The organism is Streptomyces sp. NPDC007991 (assembly GCF_042958445.1).
Taxonomy (GTDB): Bacteria; Actinomycetota; Actinomycetes; order Streptomycetales; family Streptomycetaceae; genus Streptomyces.
Genome location: NZ_JBIBJD010000007.1, coordinates 286,823 through 311,843 on the forward strand (window position 1 = coordinate 286,823; position 25,021 = coordinate 311,843).

At 71.6% G+C, this 25,021-nt stretch carries 21 protein-coding genes and 2 pseudogenes; 17 read left to right on the forward strand and 6 right to left on the reverse strand.

The window, feature by feature from the left end:
* The first annotated feature begins 9 nt into the window (after positions 1-9).
* The 9 genes from ACFZDA_RS21935 to ACFZDA_RS21975 all read left to right on the forward strand — a co-directional run bounded on the left by ACFZDA_RS21935 (position 10) and on the right by ACFZDA_RS21975 (position 8,025).
* Positions 10-468 carry a hypothetical protein gene (locus ACFZDA_RS21935; RefSeq protein WP_391083915.1) on the forward strand — a complete coding sequence of 153 codons (459 nt, stop codon included), beginning with the start codon at positions 10-12 and terminating at the stop codon, positions 466-468.
* Positions 465-1,238: a twin-arginine translocation signal domain-containing protein gene (locus ACFZDA_RS21940; RefSeq protein ID WP_391083917.1), complete on the forward strand. Its 774-nt coding sequence runs from the start codon at positions 465-467 to the stop codon at positions 1,236-1,238. Before ACFZDA_RS21935 ends, ACFZDA_RS21940 begins: the two co-directional genes overlap by 4 nt.
* Before the next feature lie 62 nt (positions 1,239-1,300).
* The gene (locus ACFZDA_RS21945; protein ID WP_391083920.1) at positions 1,301-1,765 is read left to right on the forward strand and encodes a hypothetical protein; all 465 of its coding nucleotides are present in this window, start codon (positions 1,301-1,303) and stop codon (positions 1,763-1,765) included.
* A gap of 80 nt (positions 1,766-1,845) precedes the next feature.
* Positions 1,846-2,760 carry a hypothetical protein gene (locus ACFZDA_RS21950; protein ID WP_391083923.1) on the forward strand — a complete coding sequence of 305 codons (915 nt, stop codon included), beginning with the start codon at positions 1,846-1,848 and terminating at the stop codon, positions 2,758-2,760.
* A 182-nt stretch (positions 2,761-2,942) separates the two neighbouring features.
* Positions 2,943-4,022 (forward strand): HlyD family efflux transporter periplasmic adaptor subunit, encoded by a 1,080-nt coding sequence (locus tag ACFZDA_RS21955; protein WP_391083926.1) that lies wholly within the window; start codon positions 2,943-2,945, stop codon positions 4,020-4,022.
* Entirely contained in the window at positions 4,019-4,729 is a 711-nt protein-coding gene (locus ACFZDA_RS21960) for an ATP-binding cassette domain-containing protein (RefSeq protein ID WP_391083929.1), read from the forward strand. The genes ACFZDA_RS21955 and ACFZDA_RS21960 overlap by 4 nt, the downstream gene beginning before the upstream one ends.
* Positions 4,726-5,967 carry an ABC transporter permease gene (locus ACFZDA_RS21965; protein WP_391083932.1) on the forward strand — a complete coding sequence of 414 codons (1,242 nt, stop codon included), beginning with the start codon at positions 4,726-4,728 and terminating at the stop codon, positions 5,965-5,967. The genes ACFZDA_RS21960 and ACFZDA_RS21965 overlap by 4 nt, the downstream gene beginning before the upstream one ends.
* Before the next feature lie 328 nt (positions 5,968-6,295).
* Positions 6,296-6,970, forward strand: coding sequence for a sigma-70 family RNA polymerase sigma factor (locus ACFZDA_RS21970; RefSeq protein WP_391083934.1), 675 nt, complete (start codon positions 6,296-6,298; stop codon positions 6,968-6,970).
* Complete coding sequence (locus ACFZDA_RS21975) at positions 6,970-8,025, forward strand: hypothetical protein (RefSeq protein ID WP_391083937.1); 1,056 nt, start codon at positions 6,970-6,972, stop codon at positions 8,023-8,025. Before ACFZDA_RS21970 ends, ACFZDA_RS21975 begins: the two co-directional genes overlap by 1 nt.
* Before the next feature lie 156 nt (positions 8,026-8,181).
* On the opposite strand, the gene ACFZDA_RS21980 is transcribed toward ACFZDA_RS21975, so the two are convergent.
* Entirely contained in the window at positions 8,182-9,036 is an 855-nt protein-coding gene (locus ACFZDA_RS21980; protein WP_391084591.1) for a L,D-transpeptidase family protein, read from the reverse strand.
* Positions 9,037-9,196: 160 nt separating this feature from the next.
* On the opposite strand from ACFZDA_RS21980, the gene ACFZDA_RS21985 reads away from it, so the two are divergent.
* Both ACFZDA_RS21985 and ACFZDA_RS21990 read left to right on the forward strand, forming a co-directional pair.
* Positions 9,197-10,780, forward strand: coding sequence for a methylmalonyl-CoA mutase family protein (locus ACFZDA_RS21985; RefSeq protein ID WP_391083940.1), 1,584 nt, complete (start codon positions 9,197-9,199; stop codon positions 10,778-10,780).
* A 52-nt stretch (positions 10,781-10,832) separates the two neighbouring features.
* Positions 10,833-10,958 (forward strand): annotated as a pseudogene (locus ACFZDA_RS21990) (TetR/AcrR family transcriptional regulator C-terminal domain-containing protein); the annotation flags it as partial.
* A 9-nt stretch (positions 10,959-10,967) separates the two neighbouring features.
* Here the strand turns inward: ACFZDA_RS21990 and ACFZDA_RS21995 are convergent.
* The 4 genes from ACFZDA_RS21995 to ACFZDA_RS22010 form a co-directional block, all read right to left on the reverse strand.
* Positions 10,968-11,888 (reverse strand): class I SAM-dependent methyltransferase, encoded by a 921-nt coding sequence (locus ACFZDA_RS21995; protein WP_391083943.1) that lies wholly within the window; start codon positions 11,886-11,888, stop codon positions 10,968-10,970.
* Between the two features lie 63 nt (positions 11,889-11,951).
* Complete coding sequence (locus tag ACFZDA_RS22000) at positions 11,952-13,058, reverse strand: acyltransferase family protein (RefSeq protein ID WP_391084594.1); 1,107 nt, start codon at positions 13,056-13,058, stop codon at positions 11,952-11,954.
* 226 nt (positions 13,059-13,284) lie between these two features.
* Entirely contained in the window at positions 13,285-14,616 is a 1,332-nt protein-coding gene (locus tag ACFZDA_RS22005; RefSeq protein ID WP_391083946.1) for a polysialyltransferase family glycosyltransferase, read from the reverse strand.
* Positions 14,616-15,602 (reverse strand): glycosyltransferase, encoded by a 987-nt coding sequence (locus tag ACFZDA_RS22010; protein ID WP_391083949.1) that lies wholly within the window; start codon positions 15,600-15,602, stop codon positions 14,616-14,618. The genes ACFZDA_RS22005 and ACFZDA_RS22010 overlap by 1 nt, the downstream gene beginning before the upstream one ends.
* A 198-nt stretch (positions 15,603-15,800) precedes the next feature.
* Between ACFZDA_RS22010 and ACFZDA_RS22015 the strand changes: the two genes are divergently transcribed.
* The 4 genes and pseudogenes from ACFZDA_RS22015 to ACFZDA_RS22030 form a co-directional block, all read left to right on the forward strand.
* Positions 15,801-17,147, forward strand: a complete 1,347-nt coding sequence (locus tag ACFZDA_RS22015) for a DUF6716 putative glycosyltransferase (protein WP_391083952.1) — start codon at positions 15,801-15,803, stop codon at positions 17,145-17,147.
* Between the two features lie 44 nt (positions 17,148-17,191).
* Positions 17,192-18,457 (forward strand): cytidylyltransferase domain-containing protein, encoded by a 1,266-nt coding sequence (locus ACFZDA_RS22020; protein WP_391083954.1) that lies wholly within the window; start codon positions 17,192-17,194, stop codon positions 18,455-18,457.
* A 14-nt stretch (positions 18,458-18,471) separates the two neighbouring features.
* Entirely contained in the window at positions 18,472-19,410 is a 939-nt protein-coding gene (locus tag ACFZDA_RS22025) for an N-acetylneuraminate synthase family protein (RefSeq protein ID WP_391083958.1), read from the forward strand.
* A 47-nt stretch (positions 19,411-19,457) separates the two neighbouring features.
* A pseudogene (locus ACFZDA_RS22030) lies at positions 19,458-20,507 on the forward strand (hypothetical protein); the annotation flags it as partial.
* A 731-nt stretch (positions 20,508-21,238) separates the two neighbouring features.
* Here the strand turns inward: ACFZDA_RS22030 and ACFZDA_RS22035 are convergent.
* Positions 21,239-21,919 carry a methyltransferase domain-containing protein gene (locus ACFZDA_RS22035; RefSeq protein WP_391083961.1) on the reverse strand — a complete coding sequence of 227 codons (681 nt, stop codon included), beginning with the start codon at positions 21,917-21,919 and terminating at the stop codon, positions 21,239-21,241.
* Positions 21,920-22,219: 300 nt separating this feature from the next.
* Between ACFZDA_RS22035 and ACFZDA_RS22040 the strand changes: the two genes are divergently transcribed.
* Both ACFZDA_RS22040 and ACFZDA_RS22045 read left to right on the forward strand, forming a co-directional pair.
* The gene (locus tag ACFZDA_RS22040) at positions 22,220-23,452 is read left to right on the forward strand and encodes an amidohydrolase (RefSeq protein WP_391084597.1); all 1,233 of its coding nucleotides are present in this window, start codon (positions 22,220-22,222) and stop codon (positions 23,450-23,452) included.
* Between the two features lie 418 nt (positions 23,453-23,870).
* Complete coding sequence (locus tag ACFZDA_RS22045) at positions 23,871-24,911, forward strand: BMP family ABC transporter substrate-binding protein (protein ID WP_391083964.1); 1,041 nt, start codon at positions 23,871-23,873, stop codon at positions 24,909-24,911.
* Positions 24,912-25,021 lie beyond the last annotated feature (110 nt).

The window sequence follows — 25,021 nt, forward strand, 5'->3', positions numbered from 1 at the left end:
GTGGTCGCCATGACCTCCTCGTATCCCGCGGCCCTGCCCCTGCTGATCGGCATCGTCGTCGCCGCCGTCACCGCCTTCTCCCTCGTCGGATACGGCTTCTCGGCGATCGGCAGGGGCGGCTCGGGGGCCGTGGCACGCGGCGGCGCCGCGCTCGCCGGAGCCGTCACCGCGGTCGCCTACGTCTGGGGCCTGGTGTCGCTCTTCCTCGACGAGAGCGGCACCGCCCAGGCCTGCCAGGACGCGAACCCCTCGCTGTACGGGCAGGTGAGCGGCTACAGCGTGTCCTACCTGCCGCCCGCCCTCGACTGCCGCATGTCGTCAGGTGGTTCCTACTCGGCGGCCGTCCCCGGCTTCGTCACTCCCGTGATGACGGGCGGTGCGGTGATCGCGGTGACGCTCGCCCTGATCGCCCTCGCCGAACACCGCCGCACCACCACACCCGAGCATCCCGAGAAGAGGACCACGTGAGCGCCACTCCCGCCCGCCGCCCGCTGTCCCGCAGAGGCTTCCTGCTGCGTGCCGCCGCCGTCACCGCCGCCGCGGCGGCGCTTCCCCACTCGCAGGCGCTGGCCTCCCCCGCGTACGCCGCCGAGCCGCGGGACTACGCCTTCCCCAAGGCCGTCCGTGAGGGCGTCGCACGGGCCGAGGCCCGTAACGAGCGACTCCTCTCCGGAATCCGCTCGGCCAACGGGTGGAACATGGAGACCGCCGCCGACCAGGGCGGATCCATCGCCACCCGGCCCGTGCCGGGGACGCCGGTGACGGATCTCCAGGTCCGGCTCGGCGCTCCCGAGACCGTCCTGGTCCACCTCGTCCGCCGCTTCCACTACGAGATCGCCGAGCTCCAGCCCGGCGAGGCCGTCGGCTGGACCGCTCCGAAGGGGCTGCGGGGGGCCGCCCGCAACCTGGCCTCCGGCACCGCCGTCCGCATCCGGCCCGGCCACTACCCGCCCGGCACCAAGGGCGGCTACTTCCCCCTGGAGGTCGCCGTCCTCCGTGACATCCTCGCCGAACTCGACGGCGTGGTCCGGTGGGGCGGTGACGACCGCGCCGTCGACGAGGCCCTCTTCTATCTCGCCGTCGGCCCCGACGACACCCGCCTGACGGCCGTCGCCGAACGCCTCCGCGTCCGCGAGGAGACCGCCGGCGAGGGCGCCGGCACCCTCGTGGACGTCCACGACAAGCGCCGCCGCTCGGCCGCCGACGCCCTCGCCCGCCGCCAGCGGACAGCGGCCTGACGCCGCTTCGGCAGATCTGCTTCGACTTCCGGGTGTGAAGTCGACCAATCAAGGAGAAGGACGTGAAGAGAAAGCTCTCCGTTGTGGCAGCAACCGTGGTGGTGATGGGGGCCTTTATGACCCCCGCCGCCCACGCCAACACCGGGTACGAGAACCAGATGAGCCCCGAAGCCTGCGAGAAGTCCCAGGCGACCTCCACCTTCAAGTACGCGATCTACTACAACTCGGATTTCGGCGGCGCCTACCGCAACGTCGGCTACAGCGTCTGGGATTTCGCTGACGAGCGGATCGGCGGGGCTCCGCAGGGAGGCACCCAGCCGCTGAAGTTCTGCCACGGCGGAAGCGGGAATCTGCAGGGCATCAAGAACAACGCCGCATCAGTGAAGAACAAGCACTCGACGTATTACGCCGTGACGTATTTCAACAGCGGTTACAAGGGATCCGCGGACTGGGCCAGCCCGCGCTCTCAGTCCAACCTCTCGGTCACCAAGAACGAGAACGCCTCGTTCGCCTGGCAGACGCTCTGATTCATCCACGCTGTGCGACCTGCTGTCGGCTGTGCGGCCGACAGCAGGGCCCGGCAATCCCTGGTAGTAGGTACACCCCCATGCGCATGAAGGCTCGGCGAGCAAGCATTGGTTCGCTGGTGATCGCGGCAACTGTGGTATCGGTCGCCGGTTGTTCGGGCGATGCGACCACGGCACATCCGTCGGTGGCGACACCGAAGCCCACCGTTTCATTCGACCCGGCCGACCCTGCGACATGGGTGCTCCCGATCGAGGGATACCTGCCGTCGGACGCCGAGCGAAAGCAGATTTCGCAGGCCCGAAAGGTACTGGTCGGCGACTGCATGAAGGGCTTCGGCTTCTCCTGGGAGCCGGCGTCCGACCTGCCCCGTATCGGCGGCAAGACCCTGGTCGACTGGCGCTACGGGATTCACGACATGGCGCTCGCCAAGGAGCGGGGCTACAAGCCGGCGGCCGATGAGCAGGAAGCGTACGACCAGGCCGTCCAAGAGGGCGCCCTGGACGGCACGTCGGGTACCGGCCCGGACAAGCAGGCCCTGGAGGGCGGCGCCGAGAAGGTGGGGGGCAAGCCCGTACCGGAGGGCGGCTGCCTCGGCGAGGCCGACCGGAGGATCTCCGCCGGTGCCGCGAACACCACGATCGCCCAGACGATCAGCAACGAGACCTTCGCCCAGTCCCAGCAGAGCCCCGAGGTCGTCGAGGCGTTCAAGGCCTGGTCCGACTGCATGAAGAAGAGCGGTTTCCATTACGCGCGGCCGCTCGACGCCAGCGATGACCCGCAGTTCGGCTCGCGGAGCGTCACGTCGCTCGAAATCAGGACCGCGACCGCCGACATCACCTGCCGGGAGAAGACCAAGGTCGCCAAGGTCTGGTTCGACGCCGAGGTGGCGCTCCAGAACGAAGAGATCGAGTCACGGCCCGAGCAGCTGAACGGGGAGCGAAAGTCCCTGAACGAGGCCGTGAAGAAGGCTGCCGACGTCATAGCGGGGTCCTGATGTCGCACGGTTCTCGTGGCCTGGCCCAGCGTCGGAAAGCGCTCGGTGTCCTCGTCCTGGCCTGTCTCCTGTGCACCGGAGCGGGTGCGGGCGCCACTCTTCTCATCAAGTCTCCGGCGCAGGTCGCCGCGGACACGGCGCCTCCGCCACCGGACATCCTCACGGCACGAGTGGAACATCGGGTGATCTCCCAGGCCCTGATCACCCGTGGGAAGGTCACGGCCGCCCAGCACACCGACATCTCCTCCGGGCCCCGAGCCGGCGAGGACGCCGGCCGTTCGGTGGTGACGAAGGTCAAGGCCGCTGCGGGCCGGAAGCTCGCCGCCGGGCAGGTGCTTCTCGAAGTCTCGGGGCGTCCGCTGTTCGTCCTCAAGGGCGACGTTCCCGCCTACCGCGACCTTGTACCCGGCAAGCGCGGTGAGGACGTCGCTCAGCTCCAGGCGGCGCTTCGGAATGCGGGCCACCCCACGGGAAGCGACCTGTCAGGAGTCTTCGGCCCGGGCACCGAACAGGCTGTCACCTCCTTCTACCGCTCCATCGGATACGAAGCACCGGCCACCCAGGCTCCCGTGAGCCCGGCCGAGGATCCCGGACCCGAACCCGGTGAAGCGGCTGCTTCCCCGGTGGCGAAGCCCGAGGCCGACCCGCCCCGCACCGTCCCCACCTTTCCGATGTCGGAAGTGGTGTTCGTCCGAGCCTTCCCCGCGTACGTCGAGGACGTGCGCGCGAAAGTGGGCGACGAAGCCGGGGAGAGCCTGCTGTCCCTGTCCTCCGGCGCGCTCACCGTCGAGGGTTTTGTCACCCCGCAGGAAAAGGGGATGATCCGTGCCGGCCAGAAGGTGCGGATCTACTCCGACACGGCGGGCCGCGAGTTCACCGGAAAGGTCGAGTCCATCAGCCTGGAGCGCCCCACCGCGAAAGACGGCGGCGAGGAGCCGGGCGAGCAGAAGTACACGGTCGAGGTGACACCGTCCCGGCCCTTGCCGATGACGCTGAACGGCGAGAACGTGCAGCTGACTGTGGTGGCGGCCTCTTCCGAGGGGAAGGTTCTCGCCGTGCCCTCGTCGGCTGTCTCGACCGGTGCCGACGGTCTGACCAGCGTCACCGAGAGGACGGGGCGGAAGGAGCGCCGGATCCCTGTCACCGTCGGTGTGTCGGGGGACGGATACGTGGAGATCGTTCCGCGCAAGGGCGCACGCCTTGAGGCCGGTGCCCAGGTGGTCGTGGGCGTGGACTCGAGAGCGACTGTGGGCGGGCCGTGACCACGACCACCCAGGGCAGCGCCGTCATCGAGTTCCGTGGCGTCGGGCTCACCTACCCCGGTCCTCCGGCCGTACATGCCCTGCGGCCCTGCGATCTGCGCATCGCCGACGGGGAGTTCGTCACCGTGGTGGGGCCGTCGGGCTCGGGCAAGTCCACCCTGCTCAACATCGCGGGGCTCCTGGACACCCCCACGCACGGCCAGTACCTGCTGAACGGGATCGACACGGCGTCCTTGAGCGCCACCCGTCTGGCTGCCCTGCGCGGCGAACGGATCGGGTTCGTCTTCCAGGCCTTCCACCTGCTTCCGCATCGCAGCGCGCTGGAGAACGTCGAACTCGCCATGGTCTACCGGGCCGTTCCCCGCCCACAGCGCCGTGCGCGCGCCGCCGCGGTCCTGGAGCGCGTGGGCCTCGCACACCGTGCCGCCGCCCTCCCCACCCAGATGTCGGGCGGCGAACGGCAGCGCGTCGCAGTCGCGCGCGCCCTGGTGGGGGAACCCTCACTCCTGCTGTGTGACGAGCCGACGGGAAATCTCGACTCCGCCACGTCCGCGTCCCTGCTCGAACTGCTGGACGCCCTGCACCGCGACGGTATGACCATCGTCGTGATCACCCATGACCGTCAGGTCGCACAGCACGGACAACGCACCGTCACGATCCGCGACGGCGTCCTCCACGACCGCGCCCACCGGTCGGAGGCGGCATGACGAAGCACCGGCGCGACGCCGCTCCGCAACGGTCCCGGCTGGCCGCGCGCGATCTGCTGTCCGAAGCCGTGGCCGGCATGCTTCAGCGGCCGGCCCGCTCGGTTCTCACCGCCCTCGGAACCGTTCTCGGTGTCGGCGCCTTCATCGCGGTCCTGGGTCTCACCGGAACAGCCACGTCTCAGATCGACCACCGGTTCAACTCGCTGACCGCGACCGAAGTCAGCGTCACGGACATCGGCCCCAGGAACGCCGCGGCCCGGGACCTGTCGTTCCCGCGGGACGCCGACGCCCGCATCACCCGGCTGAACGGCGCGGTCGCCGCGGGTGTGTTCTGGAGCGTGCGGCTCGGGCCGCAACAGGCGGTGCGAGCCGGCCCCGTCGGCACGGCCAACAGCGCCGACGCCCGGACCCAGGTGATCGCCGCCTCCCCCGGCATCTGGCAGGCGTCACAAGCCCGGTTCGTCGAAGGCAGGGCGTTCGACGGCTTTCACGAGACGCATCACCAAGCGGTCGCCGTCATCGGCTCGGCCACCGCGGCCCGTCTCGGAATCACCACGCTGCGCACCCACCCCGCCGTCTTCATCGGCGACACCGCCTTCACCGTGATCGGCATTCTGAAGGACGTCGAACGCAAGCCGGAACTGCTGATGTCCATCACGGTGCCGCGTTCGGTCGCCGAACGGACGTGGGGCGTCCCCACGGACGAGGGAGCGCAGATGCTGATCTCGACCCGGCTCGGCGCCGCCGCCCAGATCGCCGACGAGGCGGCCGTGGCTCTGCGCCCGGACCACCCCGAGTACCTCAAGGTGACACCGCCGCCCGACCCGCGGTCCCTGCGTACCGCGGTCAGCGATGATCTGAGCCAGCTGTTCCTGCTCCTCGCAGGGGTGTGTCTCATCATCGGAGCAGTCGGCATCGCCAACACCACTTTGGTGGCAGTGCTGGAACGAACCGGAGAAATCGGGCTGCGACGCGCTCTGGGGGCGCGCGGCATCCACATCACCCTGCAGTTCCTGACCGAGTCCGCGGCGCTGGGCCTCGTCGGAGGTCTCGTCGGCACCTCGATCGGCACCGTCGTCGTGGTCACGGTCGCCGCGGCGCGGCAGTGGACACCGGTGATCGACCCCGCCACCCTGGCCGTCGCCCCCACCCTCGGTCTGGCCGCCGGTCTGCTGGCCGGCCTGTACCCGGCGTGGAGAGCGTCCCGGATCCCGCCCGTCGAAGCGCTGCGCCGGTGACCGCGCCGGAGACGGCCGGGGCCGCCACCCCCCACAGGAGAGGCCCCGGCCGTCGCGCGGTGCGGGCCGCGCGGCGGCCCGTACTCCCTACAGCGCCCGCGGTGCGTTTTCTGTCACACCCCACCGTGTCACGGCTTAGTTGCATCATGGACGGACATGGACGGGGAGTGGTTTCAGGTCGTAACGTGCCTTTCGCGCCAGACCGCGGAGGTACCAAGACCACCGCAACCACCTGCGGTGACCACACCGCACCCATCAATCGAGGAACCACGACGGCGAGAACCCGGTCCGCGAAAGCGGCGCCGGTCCAGGCGCAGAAGGGCGCGCGGTGCTGGGGGACGACGCGGAGCTGACCGCCGCGGTGCGCGCGGCACAGGACGGAGACGAAACCGCGTTCCGGACTGTGTACCGGGCCGTGCACCCGCGGCTGCTCGGGTACGTACGGACGCTGGTCGGCGACCCGGAGGCCGAGGACGTGACGTCCGAGGCCTGGTTGCAGATCGCCCGGGACCTGGAGCGGTTCACCGGCGACGCGGACCGTTTCCGCGGCTGGGCCGCCCGTATCGCCCGCAACCGCGCGCTGGACCACATACGCATGCGCGGGCGCCGGCCCGCGATCGGCGGCGACGAGACGGAACTGACCGGCCGGGCCGCCGAGTCCGACACGGCCGACGAGGCCATCGAGGCGCTCGCCACCGACGGCGCGTTCTCCCTGATCTCCCAGCTGCCGCAGGACCAGGCGGAGGCGGTCGTGCTGCGGGTGGTGGTGGGGCTCGACGCGAAGACCGCCGCCGAGACCCTCGGCAAGCGCCCGGGCGCCGTCCGGACGGCGGCGCACCGGGGCCTGAAGCGGCTCGCCGAGTTGCTCGGCGACGATCCGGAGGCCGATCCGGAATCGGCCGGGGTACTCGACGCCCTGCCGCCGCAGCGAGAACCGCGCGGCGGTGCCATGGCGTCCGCACGCGTGACGCACAGCGCCGCACGGACGCAGAAGGATGTGTGATGGCCGACGAGCAGCACAGGTGGCTGGATCGCGATACGGCGGAGCGTTTGCTGAGCGGAGAGCCACTCGAAGCTGCCGACGGCGCCGCCCGGGGCGAGGCCGAACGGCTCGCCGCAGCGCTTCGCGCGCTCTCCGCCGCACCCCGGCCGACCAGTGAGGAACTCCCCGGTGAGGCCGCGGCGATGGCCGCCTTCCGCAAGGCGCGCGCGGAACGCGCCGACGCCGCGGCGGCTCCCGGAGCCGCCGGCGGGCAGGCCGGTGCCGAGGCCGCGGACGCCGGGCTGGTCCGGATCGGAACCCCGGGCGGCAGCGGCTCCGGTGGTGTCCGGCGGCCTCGTCGGTCCCGTCCCGCGCGACTCGCCCTGGCCGCCGTGCTGGCGGTCGGCATGGCAGGCGGTGCCGCCCTCGTAGCCGGAACCGGAGCCCTGAAAGCTCCGTTCGGCAACGACGAGCCGCAGCCCGGTGCCTCGGTCTCGGCCGCTGTCACGCCGCCCGAGCGCCCGCTGGTGTCGCCCTCGCCGAGCGACGCCGCGCAGGGCGGGGCGACACCCGACGACGACCCGGGCGGCGGCGATGCCGGACGGGGCGCGGCAGGCGACGACCCGGCCCACGAGCCCGGCTCCGGCGACCGGGGAGACAGCCCCGCTGACAGCCGCAGGGAGCTTGCTTCCGCCTGCCGCGACCTCCGCGACGGCAAGCGGCTGGACGCCGACCGCAGGCACGCCCTGCGCGACGCGGCGGGCGGCTCCCGGGTCTGGAAGTACTGCACGGGCGTCCTGTCCGGGTCCGGTGGCGGCTCGGGGCAGCGGCACGACGAGGGCACGGACCGGCGCGGCCACGACGACAGGCCGGGAAAGCAGGACCGCGAGCAGGACCGCGAGCGGGACGAGGCAGCGAAGAAGGACCGGAAGAAGGCCGGGAAGCAAGCCGGCAAGCGCTCCGGGCGCCAGGGCGGCCACGCGGGCGACGCGGACCGCGGTCGCTCCAAACAGTCCCTCGCACCCGTGCGACCTGCGGTTTCGTACTCGGTGAAATTCTCCTCGCCGAGGGTGTGACGTTTTCGGGCGCCCCGGCGCAGTAATGAGTGAGCCGACTGGTCATCGGCCGTCGCACGGAGCCGGGGTTCCCCCCGTACCTACGGCTCGTGCACCTGAGCGCGGGCGGGACACGTTCCCCCGGTCCCGCCCGCGCCCCAATTCCCCTTCCGCGTCCTACCAGGACACGACGACCTTGTCGCCGTCGCGGACCTGCGCGTACAGCTTTGCGATCGCCCCCTCGTCCCGTACGTTGACGCAGCCGTGCGAGCCGCCCGCGTAGCCCCGGGCCGCGAAGTCGGGCGAGTAGTGCACGGCCTGGCCGCCGCTGAAGAACATCGCGTAGGGCATGGGCGAGTCGTAGAGCGTCGACACATGGTCGCGGGACTTCCAGTAGACGGTGAACACACCTTCCCGGGTCGGTGTGCCGCGTGAGCCGAAGCGGACCGCCATCGTCGACACGGTCCGGCCGTCGATCATCCAGCGCAGCGTCCTGCTGGTCTTGTCGATGCACATCACCCGTCCGGTCCCGCAGCGCGGATCCGGTGGATCGGCCGGCTGGCCGCCCATCAGGTACAGGTCCCAGGTGCCCGGCTCGCGGGTCATCCGCAGCAGCCGCTGCCAGGTGACGCTGTCGGTCTTCCCGGTGCGCGGCAGCCCCCGCTTGCCCTGGAAGCCGCTGACCGCCCGCTCCGTCGACTCGCCGTACGTCCCGGTCGGCCCCTCGAAGAGCCAGGCGACCTGCCGCAGCCGGGCCTGGAGCTCGCGGACGTCCCGGCCCGTGTCGCCACGCGACCACAGCACGCGGGCCGGGACGGGGGCCGCACTGGGCTTGTCGTCGCCGGGCGGGGCGGGAGCGGTGCTCGGTCCGCCGCCGCCGTCGTCGGGGGCCCGGGCCGGGGACGGGGTGTCGCCGGGTAACTCGATGTGCACCGGTGAGCGGCTCTTCCCGCCGCCGTCGGGGGCCTGCACCGTACAGCCGGCCAGCACGGCCGCCCCGGCGACTGCCACTGCGATCGCTGCTCTCCCCATGCCCGTGGTACGCACGCGGCCCTCCGTCGTCTCACCGGTGTGCCCGGATGTCACCTGAGATGTTCCCCGGGGGTGACCCGTCGCGAACCACGGGGCATGGTGGTGAGCGAGGTCCCTACAGCGAGGTCCCTACAGTCCGTCCTGCGGGAGGCATCAGACCATGGCGCGCGAGTCGGAGTCCGGGCTGCCCATCGAACCGGTCTACGGGCCGGACGACCTGCGGGACTGGGACCCGGCGCAGAAGCTGGGGGAGCCGGGGGCGTACCCCTACACCCGTGGCGTGTACCCGACGATGTACACCGGCCGGCCCTGGACGATGCGCCAGTACGCGGGCTTCGGCACGGCCGCCGAGTCCAACGCCCGCTACCGGCAGCTGATCGCCCACGGCACGACGGGCCTGTCGGTCGCCTTCGACCTGCCCACCCAGATGGGCCACGACTCCGACGCCCCGCTCGCGCACGGCGAGGTCGGCAGGGTGGGCGTCGCCATCGACTCGATCGACGACATGCGGGTGCTGTTCGGCGGCATCCCGCTGGAGAAGGTCTCGACGTCGATGACGATCAACGCCCCCGCGGCCCTGCTGCTGCTCCTGTACCAGCTGGTCGCGGAGGAACAGGGCGTCGGCGCCGGACGGCTGACCGGTACCGTCCAGAACGACGTGCTGAAGGAGTACATCGCCCGGGGCACGTACATCTTCCCGCCGAAGCCCTCGCTGCGCCTGACCGCCGACATCTTCAAGTACTGCCAGGCCGAGATGCCGAAGTGGAACACGATCTCGATCTCCGGCTACCACATGGCCGAGGCGGGCGCGAGCCCGGCGCAGGAGATCGCCTTCACCCTCGCCAACGGCATCGAGTACGTCCGCACGGCCGTGGCGGCCGGCATGGACGTCGACGCCTTCGCGCCCCGCCTGTCGTTCTTCTTCGTCGCCCGTACGACGCTCCTGGAAGAGGTCGCCAAGTTCCGCGCCGCGCGCCGGATCTGGGCGCGGGTGATGAAGGAGGAGTTCGGCGCGCGCAACCCCAAGTCGCTGATGCTGCGCTTCCACACGCAGACGGCGGGTGTCCAGCTGACGGCCCAGCAGCCGGAGGTGAACCTGGTCCGCGTCTCCGTCCAGGCCCTGGCGGCGGTGCTGGGCGGCACCCAGTCGCTGCACACCAACTCCTTCGACGAGGCGATCGCGCTGCCCACCGACAAGTCCGCGCGCCTGGCCCTGCGCACCCAGCAGGTCCTCGCCCACGAGACGGACGTGACGGCGACCGTCGACCCGTTCGCGGGCTCCTACGTCATCGAGAGGATGACGGACGACGTCGAGGCCGCGGCCGTCGGGCTGATGGCCCGGGTGGAGGAGCTGGGCGGCGCGGTCGAGGCCATCGAGCGCGGCTTCCAGAAGGACGAGATCGAGCGCAGCGCCTACCGCGTCGCCCAGCAGACCGACTCCGGCGAGCGGGTCGTGGTCGGCGTCAACCGCTTCCGGCTCGACGAGGAGGAGCCCTACGAGCCCCTGCGCGTCGACCCCGCCCTGGAGGCCCGGCAGGCGGAGCGTCTGGCCAGGCTCCGCGCGGAGCGCGACCAGCCGGCGGTGGACGCGGCCCTGGCCGCCCTGAAGAAGGCCGCGGAGGGCGAGGACAACGTCCTGTACCCGATGAAGGACGCGCTGAGGGCCCGGGCCACGGTGGGCGAGGTCTGCAACGCGCTGCGGGAGGTGTGGGGGACGTACGTCCCGGCGGACGCGCGGGGCTGACCAGCGGCACCGGAGCCCGGCGCGAGGGCTCCGGCCTGCACGAACGCGCCCGCCTGATGCCGACTTTCCCTTGTCGGCCCAGGCGGGCGCGGAGATCTTCGAGGACTTCGACGGGCACTTCGAGGAGGGGCCGGCGCTCGTGATCGACGGGATCGGGGCGCGGTACGGGGTCTCATGACACCCGGGGTCAGGACCGCTGCGCGCGGGCCCGCCGAACGGCCCGGGTGACCACGGGCGGCAGCAGGTCCTTGGCGAGCCGGCGGGCCCGGGACGGGGCGGGGCGTGCCGGGCGTGCCGCGCGGGACTCGGTGACGGGCGCGGCCGGGGGAGTGGCCGGTGCCGGGGCCACGTAGTGCCGGGAGGGCGGGAAGGCCGGCGGCTTCATGCCCCGGGACCGGGCGCGGACCAGCCGGTGCCCGGCCGCCTCCTGCACGCTCAGCCCGACATCCGTGCGCTGCCGCAGCATGTCGAGCAGCTCCTCCTGGACCGGCTCCGGGTCGCCCCAGGTGCCGTAGAGCTTCTGCGTGCTGAGGCAGACCGGGCGCAGGCCGCGGTTGAGGACGGCCTCCCAGGCGGCGACCGAGACACCCGGCGTGTGTTCGGAGCGGAAGTCGTCGAGGACGACGATGCCCTCGGGCAGCAGGATGTCGTGGGCGGCGCCGATGTCGCCGTACACGTGCTCGTACAGGTGCGAGGCGTCGACGTGGACGAAGCGGCAGGTGTCCGGGGCGACCTTCTCGGACACCACCGAGCTGGGGGCCGCGATCACCGTCGGCAGCGTGTCGTGGAAGGAGAGGTAGTTCCGCTCGAAGGCCTGCTGGGTGAGCGAGGCGTACGACTTCGTGGACTCCGCCTTGTTGGCCTCGTCCGGGGCGTCGCCCTCGAACAGGTCGCAGACCGTGAACTTCTCGCCGTCCTGGAGGTGGTGGCCGGAGAGGATCGCGCTCTTGCCCATGTAGACGCCGAGCTCCAGCAGGTCTCCGCGCATCCCCTGCTTCCGCTGCCGTTCCAGGAACCAGGTGAACAGCATCTGGTCCAGCGGAGGGAACCAGCCGGGGACGTCGGCGAGTTCACCAGGGTACGTGTCGGTCGCTTGTGCGTTGGTCATGAGACGAGCCTTCTCCCTGAGCGGTGCTGAAACCGACGGCTGGTTGAACGTCCCGTGAACAGCTCAGCGGGCCTTGGCCAGCAGGGTCCGCAGCCGTGGTGTCAGCGGCTTCTCCACATACTGGTTCAGCAACCACGCCAGCCCGAGCATTGAGCCCACGGCCAGGGCGAATGTCGCCGCGGACGGCAGACCCAGACCGCGGTGCAGGGCGTGGATCACCACCCAGCCGAGGTGCTCGTGGACGAGGTAGAACGGATACGTCAGCGCCCCGGCCACCGTCAGCCAGCGCCAGTTCGCCCGGCGCAGCCAGCCCAGCGCGATCGCCGCGACCGCGACGAAGCCGAAGGTGACGACGAGCATGATGCCGATCGAGGAGCGGTACGAGAAGCCGCCCGCGCCGGGCGCGTGCCACAGGCTCTGCACCGCGTAGTGCTGGCCGATCAGCCAGCTCACGGCGACGATGCCCCACCCGTAGGCGTCCCGCCGGTCCAGGTGGACGAGGTAGAGACCGACACCGCCGATGAAGAACGGGGCGTACTCGGGCATCACGACGATGTCGAGCAGCGGCATGTGCGCGTTGGCCGCGATCACCGCCGCCAGCGTCCAGCCGGCGCAGAACATGATGACCCGGCGGCGGTTCGCCCCGGGGAGCACGACACACAGCGCGAACAGCGCGTAGAAGCGGACCTCCGCCCACAGCGTCCAGCACACCCCGAGCACCCGATCGACGCCCAGCGGCATCTGCAGCATGGTCAGGTTCACCAGCGCGTCGCTCGGCGAGACCGCCTTGTACGCCACCACGGGCAGCGCGAACACCGCCGTCACCAGCACGACCGCCACCCAGTAGGCGGGCAGCAGCCGGGAGGCGCGGGAGGCGAAGAACGACTTCAGCGGCCGGCCCCAGCCGCTCATGCAGATCACGAAGCCGCTGATCACGAAGAAGACCTGGACGCCGAGGCAGCCGTAGGCGAAGAACTCGTGCAGCGTCGGGAACTGCGCCTTGGGTGAGGTGCCCCAGGCCTGGGAGACCTCACCGTCGCGCCCGCCGTAGTGGTAGGCGGCCACCATCAGCGCGGCCACCAGCCGCAGTCCGTCCAGGGCCCGCAGCCGGCCGCCGGAGTCCTTCCGGCGCCGTGGGACGGTCGTGGCGCCCGGTGGTTCGACCAGCACGGCGACCTGGGGCCCTGGCTTGCGGGAGCTGACGACCGTCTCGGTCACGCTGAAAACCTCTGTGTGGCTCGTATGTCCTTTACCTGAGCCGCCTGGGGGCGGGCAGGGCGCCTGTCACCCTAGGGCGTGAATCGGCGCCATCACGTTCGATGGCCGGAGGCTTCGCCTGCCGGTTTCCATGGGTTCATCTCGATGACGCCGGGACGGGCCGCCGGGCACACCTTCTTCAGCGGCGCACCGCCTTGCGCAGCGCCCGTGCCCGGCGGACCACCCGGCGTGCCGTGGAGTTGCGGGGCAGGAAAGCCAGCCGCTGCGGAATACCGCCGGGCAGTCCGAGCGAGGTGAGCCGGCGCTTCTTGAAGTAGCGCCGGGTACGCGGACCGAGGTGGCGGGAGAGGAACGCCTCCGCCCGCGGGCGCAGGTCCGGATAGATCTGCGGCTGCATCGTGAACCCGACGGCGGTCACCAGGTCGGACAGCAACTCGGCCCGCAGCAGGTCACCGTCCTCGCCGCCGTCCAGGGCGGGCAGCAGCGCGTCCGCCAGGGTGGTGGGAATCCGGTTGCTGTTCTGATATGGCGTCAGCCGCTCCAGCAGCAGCTCGGTGCCGATGCGCGCCACCGGCAGCTCGTAGAACACCGAGGCCGTGAACAGCGCGGTCGAGAAGCAGCCGACGACCAGCGCGGGCCGGGCCCGGTCGAACAGCACCTCGGCGAGCACGGGCGTGTCCAGCACCGTGAGGTCCACACCGAGCTTCTCGGCCTCGGTCTCCAGGGCGCGGCTGTAGCGGGCCGGTGCGGTCGGGTGCGGTTTGAAGACGACCGTACGGTGGCCGCGGGCGACCGCGCCCCGCATCATCCGCACGTGCAGGTCCTCTTCCTCCTCGGGGGAGAGGATGTTCAGCGCCGACAGGTACTGGCCGAGCAGCAGCGCCGCGTCGCCCGGCAGGGCGGGAAGCTCGGGCACGGTCTCGGTGACCTCGCCCAGCACCTTCAGGAACGCGGGCGACGGCACCAGTCGCGCCGGCACCTCGAACTCGGTCAGCAGCATCGGCGTGAGCCCCGGCACCAGATCGAGGTGCAGCAGCCGCCGCACGCGCGTGCCGACCAAAGGGTCGAGCTTGTTGCGCGTGGGGCCGTAGCTCATCAGCCCGTCGGCGTAGACGTCGATGGGGGCGTCGGTGAACAGCTGCGCCACCGTCAGCGCGGGCGCGACCTGGATGGACTCCAGGACCAGGCTCACCCGGTCGTCGCCCAGGCCCCACAGCAACCGCAGATAGCGCTCGAACAGCGGGATGTCGTCCGAGCGCGGCGTCCACGCCCCGGGGTGGAACGGGCGGATGGCGTCGTTCCAGGACAGCACGTCGTCGAAGTGCTCGCGCAGCGGAGCGAAACCCGGCATCTCGTCGAGGGCCGGGGTGGTCTCCGGGGTCGCGGAGTTGTTGAACACCAGCAGCACCCGGCGGTCCGGCTCCTCGAAGAGGTCCGAGTCGATCGCGGCGGCCAGAGTGGCGACGCCGTACAGCGTCGAGGCGCAGAAGATCTGTGTGGTCCCGGGCATCAGGCGGCCGCTCCCGCCGGGGTGACCCTGCGCCGCAGCCGCCGCAGCTTGGACGAGCGGTCCATGTCCATGGCCTCCAGTGCGTCACCGAGCGCGTCCTGCGGCATGCGCTTGATGGCCGCCGCGCTCATCGACCGCAGCTGCCTGGCCACGGCCGGTTCGAACCTGTCTTCGTTGGAAAGGTGGTGCGCGATGATCGCGCAGTACGTCCGTACCGCCTTCGGCAGCAGCCGGTCGGCCTCGCGGTCGGCGGCCGTCTCCTCGATCACCTGGTCGAAGGCGCGGATGAAGTCGAGTTGGCGGACATCGCCGATCTGGGTCAGGGACGAGGCCACCCCGCGCCGGTAGAACACGCCCAGCAGGCTCACCACGGCGAACGACTCCGCCTCGCGGTGCAGCTTCCAGATCCACGGCCGGTCCTCGGCCGTGCGCAGCCCGTCGGTGAAGTGCAGCACGCCCCGCTCGAGGAGGCGGCGGTGGTAGGCGCCGGCCCAGGCGTAGGCGTAGTCCACCGAGGTCGAGCGGTGGGCGGGGAGGATCGCCTCCCGCGGGTCGAACGCCTCCCAGCGCCGGCCGACCGGGACCCGGTGCACGGAACGGGCGCGCGCGGTGGCCTGCACATGGTCGGTGCGGACGAAGTCGCAGCCCAACTCGTCCAGAGCGGACACCAGTTCGGCGAGGTAGCCGGGGGCCAGCCAGTCGTCGCCGTCCAGGAACGTCAGGTACTCGCCCTGCGCCGCGTCCAGGCCGGTGTTGCGGGCGGTGGCGAGACCCCCGTTCTCCTCATGGCGGATGTAACGCACCCGCGCGACATCCGAAAGCTCCTCGGCCGCCCGTTCGAGAATGGCCGGTGTTCCGTCCTTCGAATGGTCGTCGACCAGGATGAACTCGAAATCGCGGTCGGCGTTCAGCCGAAGGCTTCTGAGAGTGTCCGGGGCGTATTGCTGCACGTTGTAGAACGGCACGATCACGGAAAGCTTAGGCACCCGCAAAACGTTAGGAGGCCGTCCGGCTCCGGAACTTTCCGGTGCGCATACACCGGGTGAACTCAATGTGTCAGAACGGTGCACCCCGTGTACTTCCCCGTTCGCCACGGGCCAGTTCGGCTCCCGGTGGTGCGTTGTTAACTTTTCGTTGAGTCGCGGTTCCGCCATACCTAGGAATTTCTTCCTAGCGTCTTCGGCGTGCCAGCAAGTACACCGAAGCGCCCGCGAATCGCCGTCCTCGCGGATTCCGACACCCGCTGGAAATGGGGTGCGCTCACCGCGCACCGCATCGCCCCGGGACAGTCCATGGAAACCGGACCGCGCGAGAGCGCGCAAGTCGGCCCCGCCCTCGACGGATTCCTGCTGCGCGGCCGGGCCACCCCCACGCCGCGCCAGTTGCAGGAGGTGGGCGTGCGCGCCGACTCGCTGCGGGAGGTCACCGCCGTCGAGTTCCTGCGCACCATGGCCGAGGAGTCCTACGACATCCTCGTCCTCGCCCTCGTCGGCGGCGGTGTGCAGGCCATGCTGCACGGGCTCAACCGGACGTGGCAGAACAGGACCGGGCGTCCCGTCGTCGTCACCGGCTACGTCGGTGTCGTCTACGAGAAGCTCGCCGACGGCCTGCTGCTGCGGCACGGCGCGGACCTCGTCCTCGCCAACTCCCGCCAGGACGCGGACCGTTTCCGGGCCGTCTACGAAGGGGTGGGCGCCGACGCCACGTCCGTGACCGAGGTGGCCCTGCCGTTCCTCGGCGGAGCGCCCTACGAAGGCGAACACGACCCCTACACGGTCGTCTTCGCCGCCCAGCCCTCGGTCCCGGACAGCCGCAAGGACCGTACGTACCTGCTGGACCGGCTGGTGCGGCACGCCCGCAAGCACCCCGAGCGCGAGGTGCTGCTGAAGCTGCGCTCCAAGCCGGGCGAACACACCACCCACATCGAGGAGTTGCCGTACCAGAAGCTGGTGCAGCGCCTCGATCCGCCGGCCAACTTCCGCCTGGTCTACGGCAACATGGGCGAGGTCCTCGACCGCACCGACCTGCTCGTGACAGTCAGCTCCACGGCCGCCCTGGAGTCGCTGCACCGCCGCATCCCTACCGTCGTACTGACCGACCTGGGCGTGCGCGAGGCCCTCGGCAACCACCACTTCGTGGGCTCCGGCTGCCTCGCCTCCTGGGACCAGCTCGACGCCGGGCACCGGCCGGCGCCCGACGCGGAGTGGGTCGCCCGGCAGGGCGTGGCGGCGGACGGTTCCTACGACTCCGCCTTCGACGCGGCCCGCGAACGCATCACCAAGCTGCTCGACCGGCCCGGCGGCCTGCCGCCGCTGGCCCCGTACTACACACCCGTCACCGCGCCCGGCTATCTGCCCGGGATCCTCGCCCGCCACCACCTCGGCCCGGACGGCACCCCGCTGCCCGGCGCGCCGGCCGCCGACCGGGAGCCCGGACCGGTCCGGCAGATCGTGCGCCGGGCGGCGCGCGGCGCCTACCGGCACGGCGTGCAGCGCGTGGCGCCCGTCATCCGGCGGATGGGGGAGCTGTGAGCCGTCCCGAGCCCGCCGCCCAAGGAGCCCAAGGAGTACACCCCATGTCACACCCGGAAGCGGGCCGAAGCCCCTCGGCGCGCCGCGTGCTCGCGGTGATCCCCGCGCGCGGCGGCTCCAAGGGCGTCCCCGCGAAGAACCTCCTCCCCGTCGGCGGCGTCCCGCTGGTGGCGCGGGCCGTGCGCGAGTGCCGCGCCGCCCGGCTCGTCACGGACGTCGTGGTCTCCACCGACGACCAGGCCATCGCGTCCGCCGCCCGCCAGGCCGGCGCCGAGGTCGTCCTGCGGCCCGCCGCCATCGCCGGCGACACGGCCACCTCCGAGGCCGCCGTCCTGCACGCCATGGACGCCCACGAGGCGCTGCACGGCGCGCCGGTGGACGTGGTCCTGCTCGTGCAGTGCACCAGCCCCTTCCTCGTCCGCGAGGACATCGACGGCGTCACCGGGGCGATCACCGAGAACGGCGCCGACACAGCGGTGACCGTGGCGCCCTTCCACGGATTCATCTGGCGGGACGCCGACGACGAGGTCACGGCCGGCTCCGTCGCACAGAACGACGCGGCCATCGGCGGCGGCTACGGCGTCAACCACGACAAGGCCTTCCGCCCGCGCCGCCAGGACCGTCCCCAGGACCTGCTGGAGACCGGCGCCGCCTACGCCATGGAGGCGGCCGGCTTCCGCAAGCACCAGCACCGCTTCTTCGGCCGGACCGAACTGGTCCGCACCGACCCCGCACGCGTGCTGGAGGTCGACGACCCGCACGACCTCGCCCGCGCCCGGGCCCTCGCGCCGCTCTTCGACGCGGACCGCCCCGGCGCGCTGCCGACCGCCGACGACATCGACGCGGTCGTCCTCGACTTCGACGGCACCCAGACCGACGACCGGGTGCTGGTCGACTCCGACGGACGGGAGTTCGTCTCCGTGCACCGCGGGGACGGACTCGGCATCGCGGCCCTCCGCAGGAGCGGCCTGAAGATGCTGATCCTGTCCACGGAACAGAACCCTGTGGTCGCCGCCCGGGCCCGGAAGCTCAGGCTCCCGGTGCTGCACGGCATCGACCGCAAGGACCTCGCGCTGAAGCAGTGGTGCGAGGAGCAGGGCATCGCGCCGGAGCGCGTGCTCTACGTCGGCAACGACGTCAATGACCTCCCGTGCTTCGCCCTCGTGGGCTGGCCCGTGGCGGTCGCGAGCGCCCACGACGTCGTGCGCGGCGCCGCACGCGCGGTCACCACCGTCCCCGGTGGCGACGGCGCGATCCGAGAGATCGCCAGCTGGATCCTCGGCCCCTCTCTCGATTCCCTCACCAAGTAAGGACATCTCCTGCCATGAGCACCAACTCCCGTATCCGCCGGTTCGGCACGCGCGAGGTCGGCCCGGGCCGCCCGGTCTACGTCTGCGGTGAGATCGGCATCAACCACAACGGCGAGCTCGAGAACGCCTTCAAGCTGATCGACGCCGCCGCCGAGGCCGGCTGCGACGCCGTCAAGTTCCAGAAGCGCACCCCCGAGATCTGCACCCCGCGCGACCAGTGGGACATCGAGCGCGACACGCCCTGGGGCCGGATGACCTACATCGACTACCGCCACCGCGTGGAGTTCGGCGAGGACGAGTACCGCGCCATCGACGACTACTGCAAGTCGAAGTACATCGACTGGTTCGCCTCCCCGTGGGACACCGAGGCCGTCGCCTTCCTGGAGAAGTTCGACCTCCCCGCCCACAAGGTCGCCTCCGCCTCCCTCACCGACGACGAGCTGCTGCGCGCCCTGCGCTCCACCGGCCGCGCGGTGATCCTCTCCACCGGCATGTCGACCCCGAAGCAGATCCGCCACGCGGTCGAGGTCCTCGGCTCCGACAACATCCTGATGTGCCACGCCACGTCGACCTACCCGGCCAAGGCCGAGGAGCTCAACCTGCGCGTCATCAACACGCTCCAGCAGGAGTACCCGAACGTCCCGATCGGCTACTCCGGCCACGAGACCGGCCTGCAGACCACGCTGGCCGCCGTCGCGCTCGGCGCGGTGTTCGTCGAGCGTCACATCACCCTCGACCGCGCCATGTGGGGCTCGGACCAGGCCGCGTCCGTGGAGCCGCAGGGCCTCACCCGCCTCGTCCGCGACATCCGCACGATCGAGGCCTCCCTCGGCGACGGCGTGAAGAAGGTCTACGACTCCGAGCTGGCCCCGATGAAGAAGCTGCGCCGCGTCGCCGGTGTGGTCGCCGAGGCGGAGATCGCCGACGCGGCGGGCGAGCCGGTCGGCGTCTGAGCGCAGCACCCCCCACACCCCCCTTACGACGGGACGGTCGTACGTCGATGAGCCCCCGCGCCGGGAACGCCGGCCCCCACACTCTCGCGTTCGTCGAGAGTCCGGTACAGCTGCTGAACGTGCTGGAGTGGGCGCACGCGCATGCGCCCGGCGTGGGGCTCACCCTCGTGGTGCTGTCGCCCGTCGACCCGATGACGCGCGGCCAGTTGCGGCGGATGTCCGACCTGGCCCGCGACGAGGGGCACGAGGTCCGCTGGGAGGAAGCGCGCGGCGGGCCCCTGGCGCCCTTCCAGACCATCGGCGGCCTGGCCGGCCTGCTCCGCAGGGCCCGCCGGATCGTACTGGGGGACCCCTTCTCCCGCTACGTCCAGCTGCTGCTGACGATCACCCGGGCCCGTGACCTGGTCGTCGTCGACGACGGCACGGCGACCATGGAGTTCGTCGGCCAACTGGCCCGGGGCGAACGGCTGGTGCGCTGGCACCGCAAGGGCGGCCGTCCCGGCCCGCGCGACCTGATCTTCGCGCCGGTGTCGGCGTCGGCCCGCCGCCGCCTGACCCCCGGCGGCGATCGCCACGTCGAGATCTTCTCCTCCATGCCGATGGACCAGACCCCGGCGGGCGTGACGGTCAACGCCAACACCTTCGCCTGGACCCGGTCCCGCTTCGGCCCGCCCCGCATCACCAAGGGCGCGGACATGGTGGGCACGTCCCTGGTGGAGACGGGCGTCGTCGACGACGAGCACTACCTGGAGGCCGTCCGCGCCCTGACCAAGGCCCATGGCGCGACGCGCTACTTCGCCCACCGCCGCGAGAGCACGGACAAGCTCCGCCGGCTCGCGGTCGAGACGGGCCTGGAGATCGTCCGCCCCGAACTCCCCCTCGAACTGATCGCCCGCCGCGGCCCCATCGGGCTCACGATCCTCAGCTTCCCCTCCACGGTCGTCCACACCCTCCCCCTCGCCCTCTCCGGCACGGAGGTCCGCGTCGCGGTCTGCGACATCGACCCGACCTGGCTGACCGACCACGCCTCCCCTCGCGCCCAGGGCTTCCTGGCCGGGGTGACGGGAACGGCGCGGGATGTGCGTCGGGTGTCCGCGGAGGGCGACGGGGCGGGGGTGGAGGACGAGGAGGGTCCGGCGGGGCCGGTGGGTCCGGCCGCCCCGGGGAGTGTCACGGGCACGGCGGGTTCGGCGGGTATGGCTGGTCCTTCGGGGCCGAGGGGCTCGGCGGCTGCTGAGGGCCCGGCGGGTCGGGCCGCCCCGGGGATTGTCACGGGCACGACGACGTCGGCCGGGTCGGGGGGCTCGGCCGGTACGGCCGGTCCTTCGGGGTCGAGGGGCTCGGCGGCTCCTGGGGGCCCAGCTGGTCCTGCGGGTCCGGCCGCCCAGGTGAGTGTCACGGGCACGGCGGGTTCGGTCGGGACGGTGGGCTCGGCGGGTGTCCCCGGCCCGTCAGGTGTGCCGGGCCCGGCTGGTATCCCGGGCCCGGCCGGGGCGGCGGGCGCGGTCACTGCCGGCTGAGGTGCCGGAGGCGCCTCGCGACCAGCGGGGGCGACCGGTCAGCGGACTGTCAGGCCGCCCGGCGGCTCGGCGGACGGCGGTTCAGGGAGACTGCGGCAGGCCATGCGCCCGCGCCGCCAGAGCAGCCGACAGGCCACGGCACCGGCGCCCTCGCGGAGTGGCGGCCAGGCGCAGGCCGTCGCCGCCGGGGCCGGAGACCCACGGCGGCTCACGCACCGGCGGGGGCGGCCTGTGCCCTGACCGTGGCACGCGCACCGGGTGGGCATACGCACCGGCAGGGGCGCGCCCTGACCTACCCCCGGCCACGCTCATCCCCCGGCAGGAGCCGGCTTGCGGGCCAGCAGGAACGCCCGGGGACGCTGCTCCTCGCCCTCGGCCTCCCGCAGTACACGGGCATGGAGCTCCAGGCCCGCCTCCTTCAGGCGCGTCGCGACGGTCTCCGGGGTGCGCCAGTAGCAGTCGAGCGAGATCTCCCGCCCGAAGCGCTCGGCGAGATGCGCACGGCCGTCCTCCGCACCGGACTGGAAGCCGAGCAGCACGGGCGCGCCCGGCACCAGGACGCGGTGGAACCCGGCGAAGACCGCGGGCAGATGGTCGTCCGGCACATGGATGATCGAGTACAGCGCGACGATGCCGCCGAGGGTCTCGTCCGGCAGGTCCAGGGCCGTCATCGAACCGACGTGGAACCGCAGCCGGGGGTGCGTCCGTCGGGCCAGGGCCACCATGCGGGGCGAGACGTCCACCCCGAACACCGGCAGGCCCATGTCGTGCAGCCGGGCCGCCACGTACCCGGGTCCGCTGCCGATGTCGGCGACCGGCGGCGGCACAGGCGCCCCGGGGGCACGCACCAGATCGACGAAGGCCGTCAGGAGGGCCCGCTCCAGGGGCCTCCCGGCGAGGCTGTCCGGGAACCCGGCGGCGTAGTCCTCGGCGATGGCGTCGTACGAGGCCTGGGTGGACTGGACGAACTCGGGGCTGTCGGCGCGCACGCGGCGCACCCTACCGGGGCCGGGCGCCCGCCGGACGAACAAGGCCGTGTTCCCCGCGCAGGGCGTGGTATCCGTGGAGGAGGATGGAAGGATGACGGTGCCGTGGCGCAGGTGTGGTCGATCTCACAGTCTGTGGCTCGCGGTGACCGGCTCGGCCCTAAAGGCGGGCGAGTTTACCCATCCCGCTTGATAGCTATACGTTCGGCGGTCATATTTTCTGCCCCTAACGGGTTGAAGTTTTGTTGATCGAGGGTCAGCCGACCGCCCTGGCGCCCTACCCTTCAGAGGGTGAAGCAATTGATGTCACTGGAGTCCGAGATCGATCTTCCCGGGGGAGCCGCACTTCCCGGTGCGCTGCCCGACGCTCTGCGCGCCGAGCTCATCGCGTTCCGACGCGACCTGCACATGCACCCGGAACTGGGCAACCAGGAGTTCCGTACGACAGCCGCCATCAAGGAGCGGCTGGAGAGGGCCGGCCTCAAGCCGCGCGTCCTCGCCGTCGGGACGGGACTCGTCTGTGACATCGGCGTAGCGGGCGAGCAGTGGGACGGGGGCCCCAGCATGCTCGCCCTGCGGGCCGACATCGACGGCCTGCCCATCCCCGACACCAAGAGCGACTGCCCGTACCGCTCGACCGTGCCCGACCGCGCGCACGCCTGCGGCCACGACGTGCACACCACCGTCGTCCTCGGCGCGGGTCTCGTCCTCGCGGAGCTGCACAAGCAGGGGCTGCTGCCCCGCCCCGTCCGGCTGATCTTCCAGCCCGCCGAGGAGGTCCTGCCCGGCGGTGCCGCCGACGTCATCAAGTGCGGGGCGCTGGAAGGGGTCGGCGCGATCATCGCCGTGCACTGCGACCCCCGGGTGGACGCGGGGCAGGTCGGACTCCGCGAGGGCCCCATCACCTCGGCCTGCGACCGGCTGGAGATCGCCCTGAACGGCCCGGGCGGGCACACCGCACGCCCGCACCTCACCACCGACCTGGTCACCGCCGCCGCCCGCGTGGTCACCGACGTCCCCGCCCTGGTCGGCCGGCGCTTCGACAGCCGCAGCGGCCTCGCCATCACCTGGGGCCGCGTGGAGTCCGGGCACGCGCCCAACGTCATCCCGCAGCACGCCGAGCTCTCCGGCACCGTGCGGTGCCTCGACATCGAGGCGTGGCGGCAGGCTCCCGACGTCGTGGTGGCCGCGATCGACGAGATCGCCAACCTGTACCGGGCCAAGTCGGAGATCAACTACGTCCGCGGCGTCCCGCCCGTCGTCAACGAACCCGGCGTGACCGAGCTGCTGCGCGACGCGATGATCGCCCGGCGTGGTGTGGAATCGGTCGTCGGCACGGAGCAGAGCCTCGGCGGCGAGGACTTCTCCTGGTACCTGGAACACGTCCCCGGCGCGATGGCCCGCCTGGGCGTACGCACCCCCGGCGAACGCCAGGTACGCGACCTCCACCAGGGCGACTTCGACGTCGACGAGTCCGCGATCACGGTAGGAGTGGAACTCTTCACGGCAGCAGCCCTGGTCGACGGCCTCCGCTAGGGCGTGTCCGCAAAGTCCCGGCCCGCCCTGCGGGCGGACGACGGGACTTCGCGGACACGCCCTAGGACCCACCTTCTTGGGGGCGCGGGGAACTGCGCGAGCAGCCACGACGGCGCCGCACTCACACCTGGGGCCCCGGGGGGAGCGCCCCCCGGCCCCCGTCACCCCCCGGCGGCGTCTCCGGTTGCGGGCGGCGCAGCCCCACGGCAGCCTGGTCCGCGTGACCAGCAGGCATGCGCCGTGTGCCCGAGTACACCTTTCGACCCCGTTCGATCCCATGGTTCACAAGGGCGTAACCGGCCATCGGCACGAATGGATAACGGCCCCGCGGCGAACCGTTCCCAGGAGTGTCTACGCGCGTTAATGTGCGCCGAACCGAGCACCCACTGCGGGGCTTTGGAGAATGGGGAACTTCACGATGCGTCGGATTTCCAAACTGACCCGTGTCGCGGTGGGGGTCGCGTCGCTCGGGCTCGTCGCCACGGCGTGTGGCGGCACCAGCGGTGGCAGTGGCAGTGACAACAAGGACCGCGGCCTCGCCATCGCCTACGACGTCGGCGGCAAGGGCGACCAGTCCTTCAACGACGCCGCCTACTCCGGCCTGACCAAGGCCAAGGACCAGTACGGCTACAAGACCGCCGACATCGAGCCCACCGAGGGCGAGACGGACGCGGACAAGGAACAGCGCCTGGCCTCGCTGGCCAAGCAGGGCTACAACCCGGTCATCGGCATCGGGTTCGCCTACGGCCCGGCGCTGAAGGCCGTGGCGCCCAAGTACCCGAAGACCACCTTCGGCATCGTCGACTCCGTGGTCGAGGGCAAGAACGTCGCCTCCCTCGTCTTCGCCGAGGAGCAGGCCTCCTACCTGGCCGGTGTCGCCGCAGCCAAGGCCACCAAGTCGGACATCGTCGGCTTCGTCGGCGGTGTCGACGTCCCGCTGATCCACAAGTTCGAGGCCGGCTACAAGCAGGGCGTGCAGGACACCAACCCCAAGGTGAAGGTCCTGTCGCAGTACCTGACGCAGACGGCCGAGGAGGGCGGCTTCTCCAGCCCCGACAAGGGCAAGGCCGCCGCCGAGGGCCAGATCGAGAAGAAGGCCGACGTGCTCTACGCGGCCGCCGGCCTGTCCGGCCAGGGCGTCATCGAGGCCGCCGCCAAGGCGAAGGTCTGGGCGATCGGCGTCGACTCCGACCAGTACAAGCAGGCCGCCCTGGCCCCGTACAAGAACTACATCCTCACCTCCGCCCTCAAGGACGTCGGCGGCGCCGTCTACGCGCTGGCCAAGTCCGTCCACGACGGCAAGCCCCTGACCGGTACCCAGACCTTCGACCTGAAGGTCAACGGCGTCGGCCTCTCCGAGTCGAACCCCGAGTACGCCAAGATCCCGGGGCTCAAGGACGCCGTGAACAAGGCCAAGGAAGGCATCGACGACGGCTCGATCAAGGTCAAGACCGAGTAGGCCGTCCCGCACGTGAGGCAGTCGGAGCGGGTGGGCACCCAGGGTGCCCACCCGCTCCGGCGTTCCCCGGGGCGCGCCGGGCTCCGGGTCACCCAGCGCCACCCTCCCCT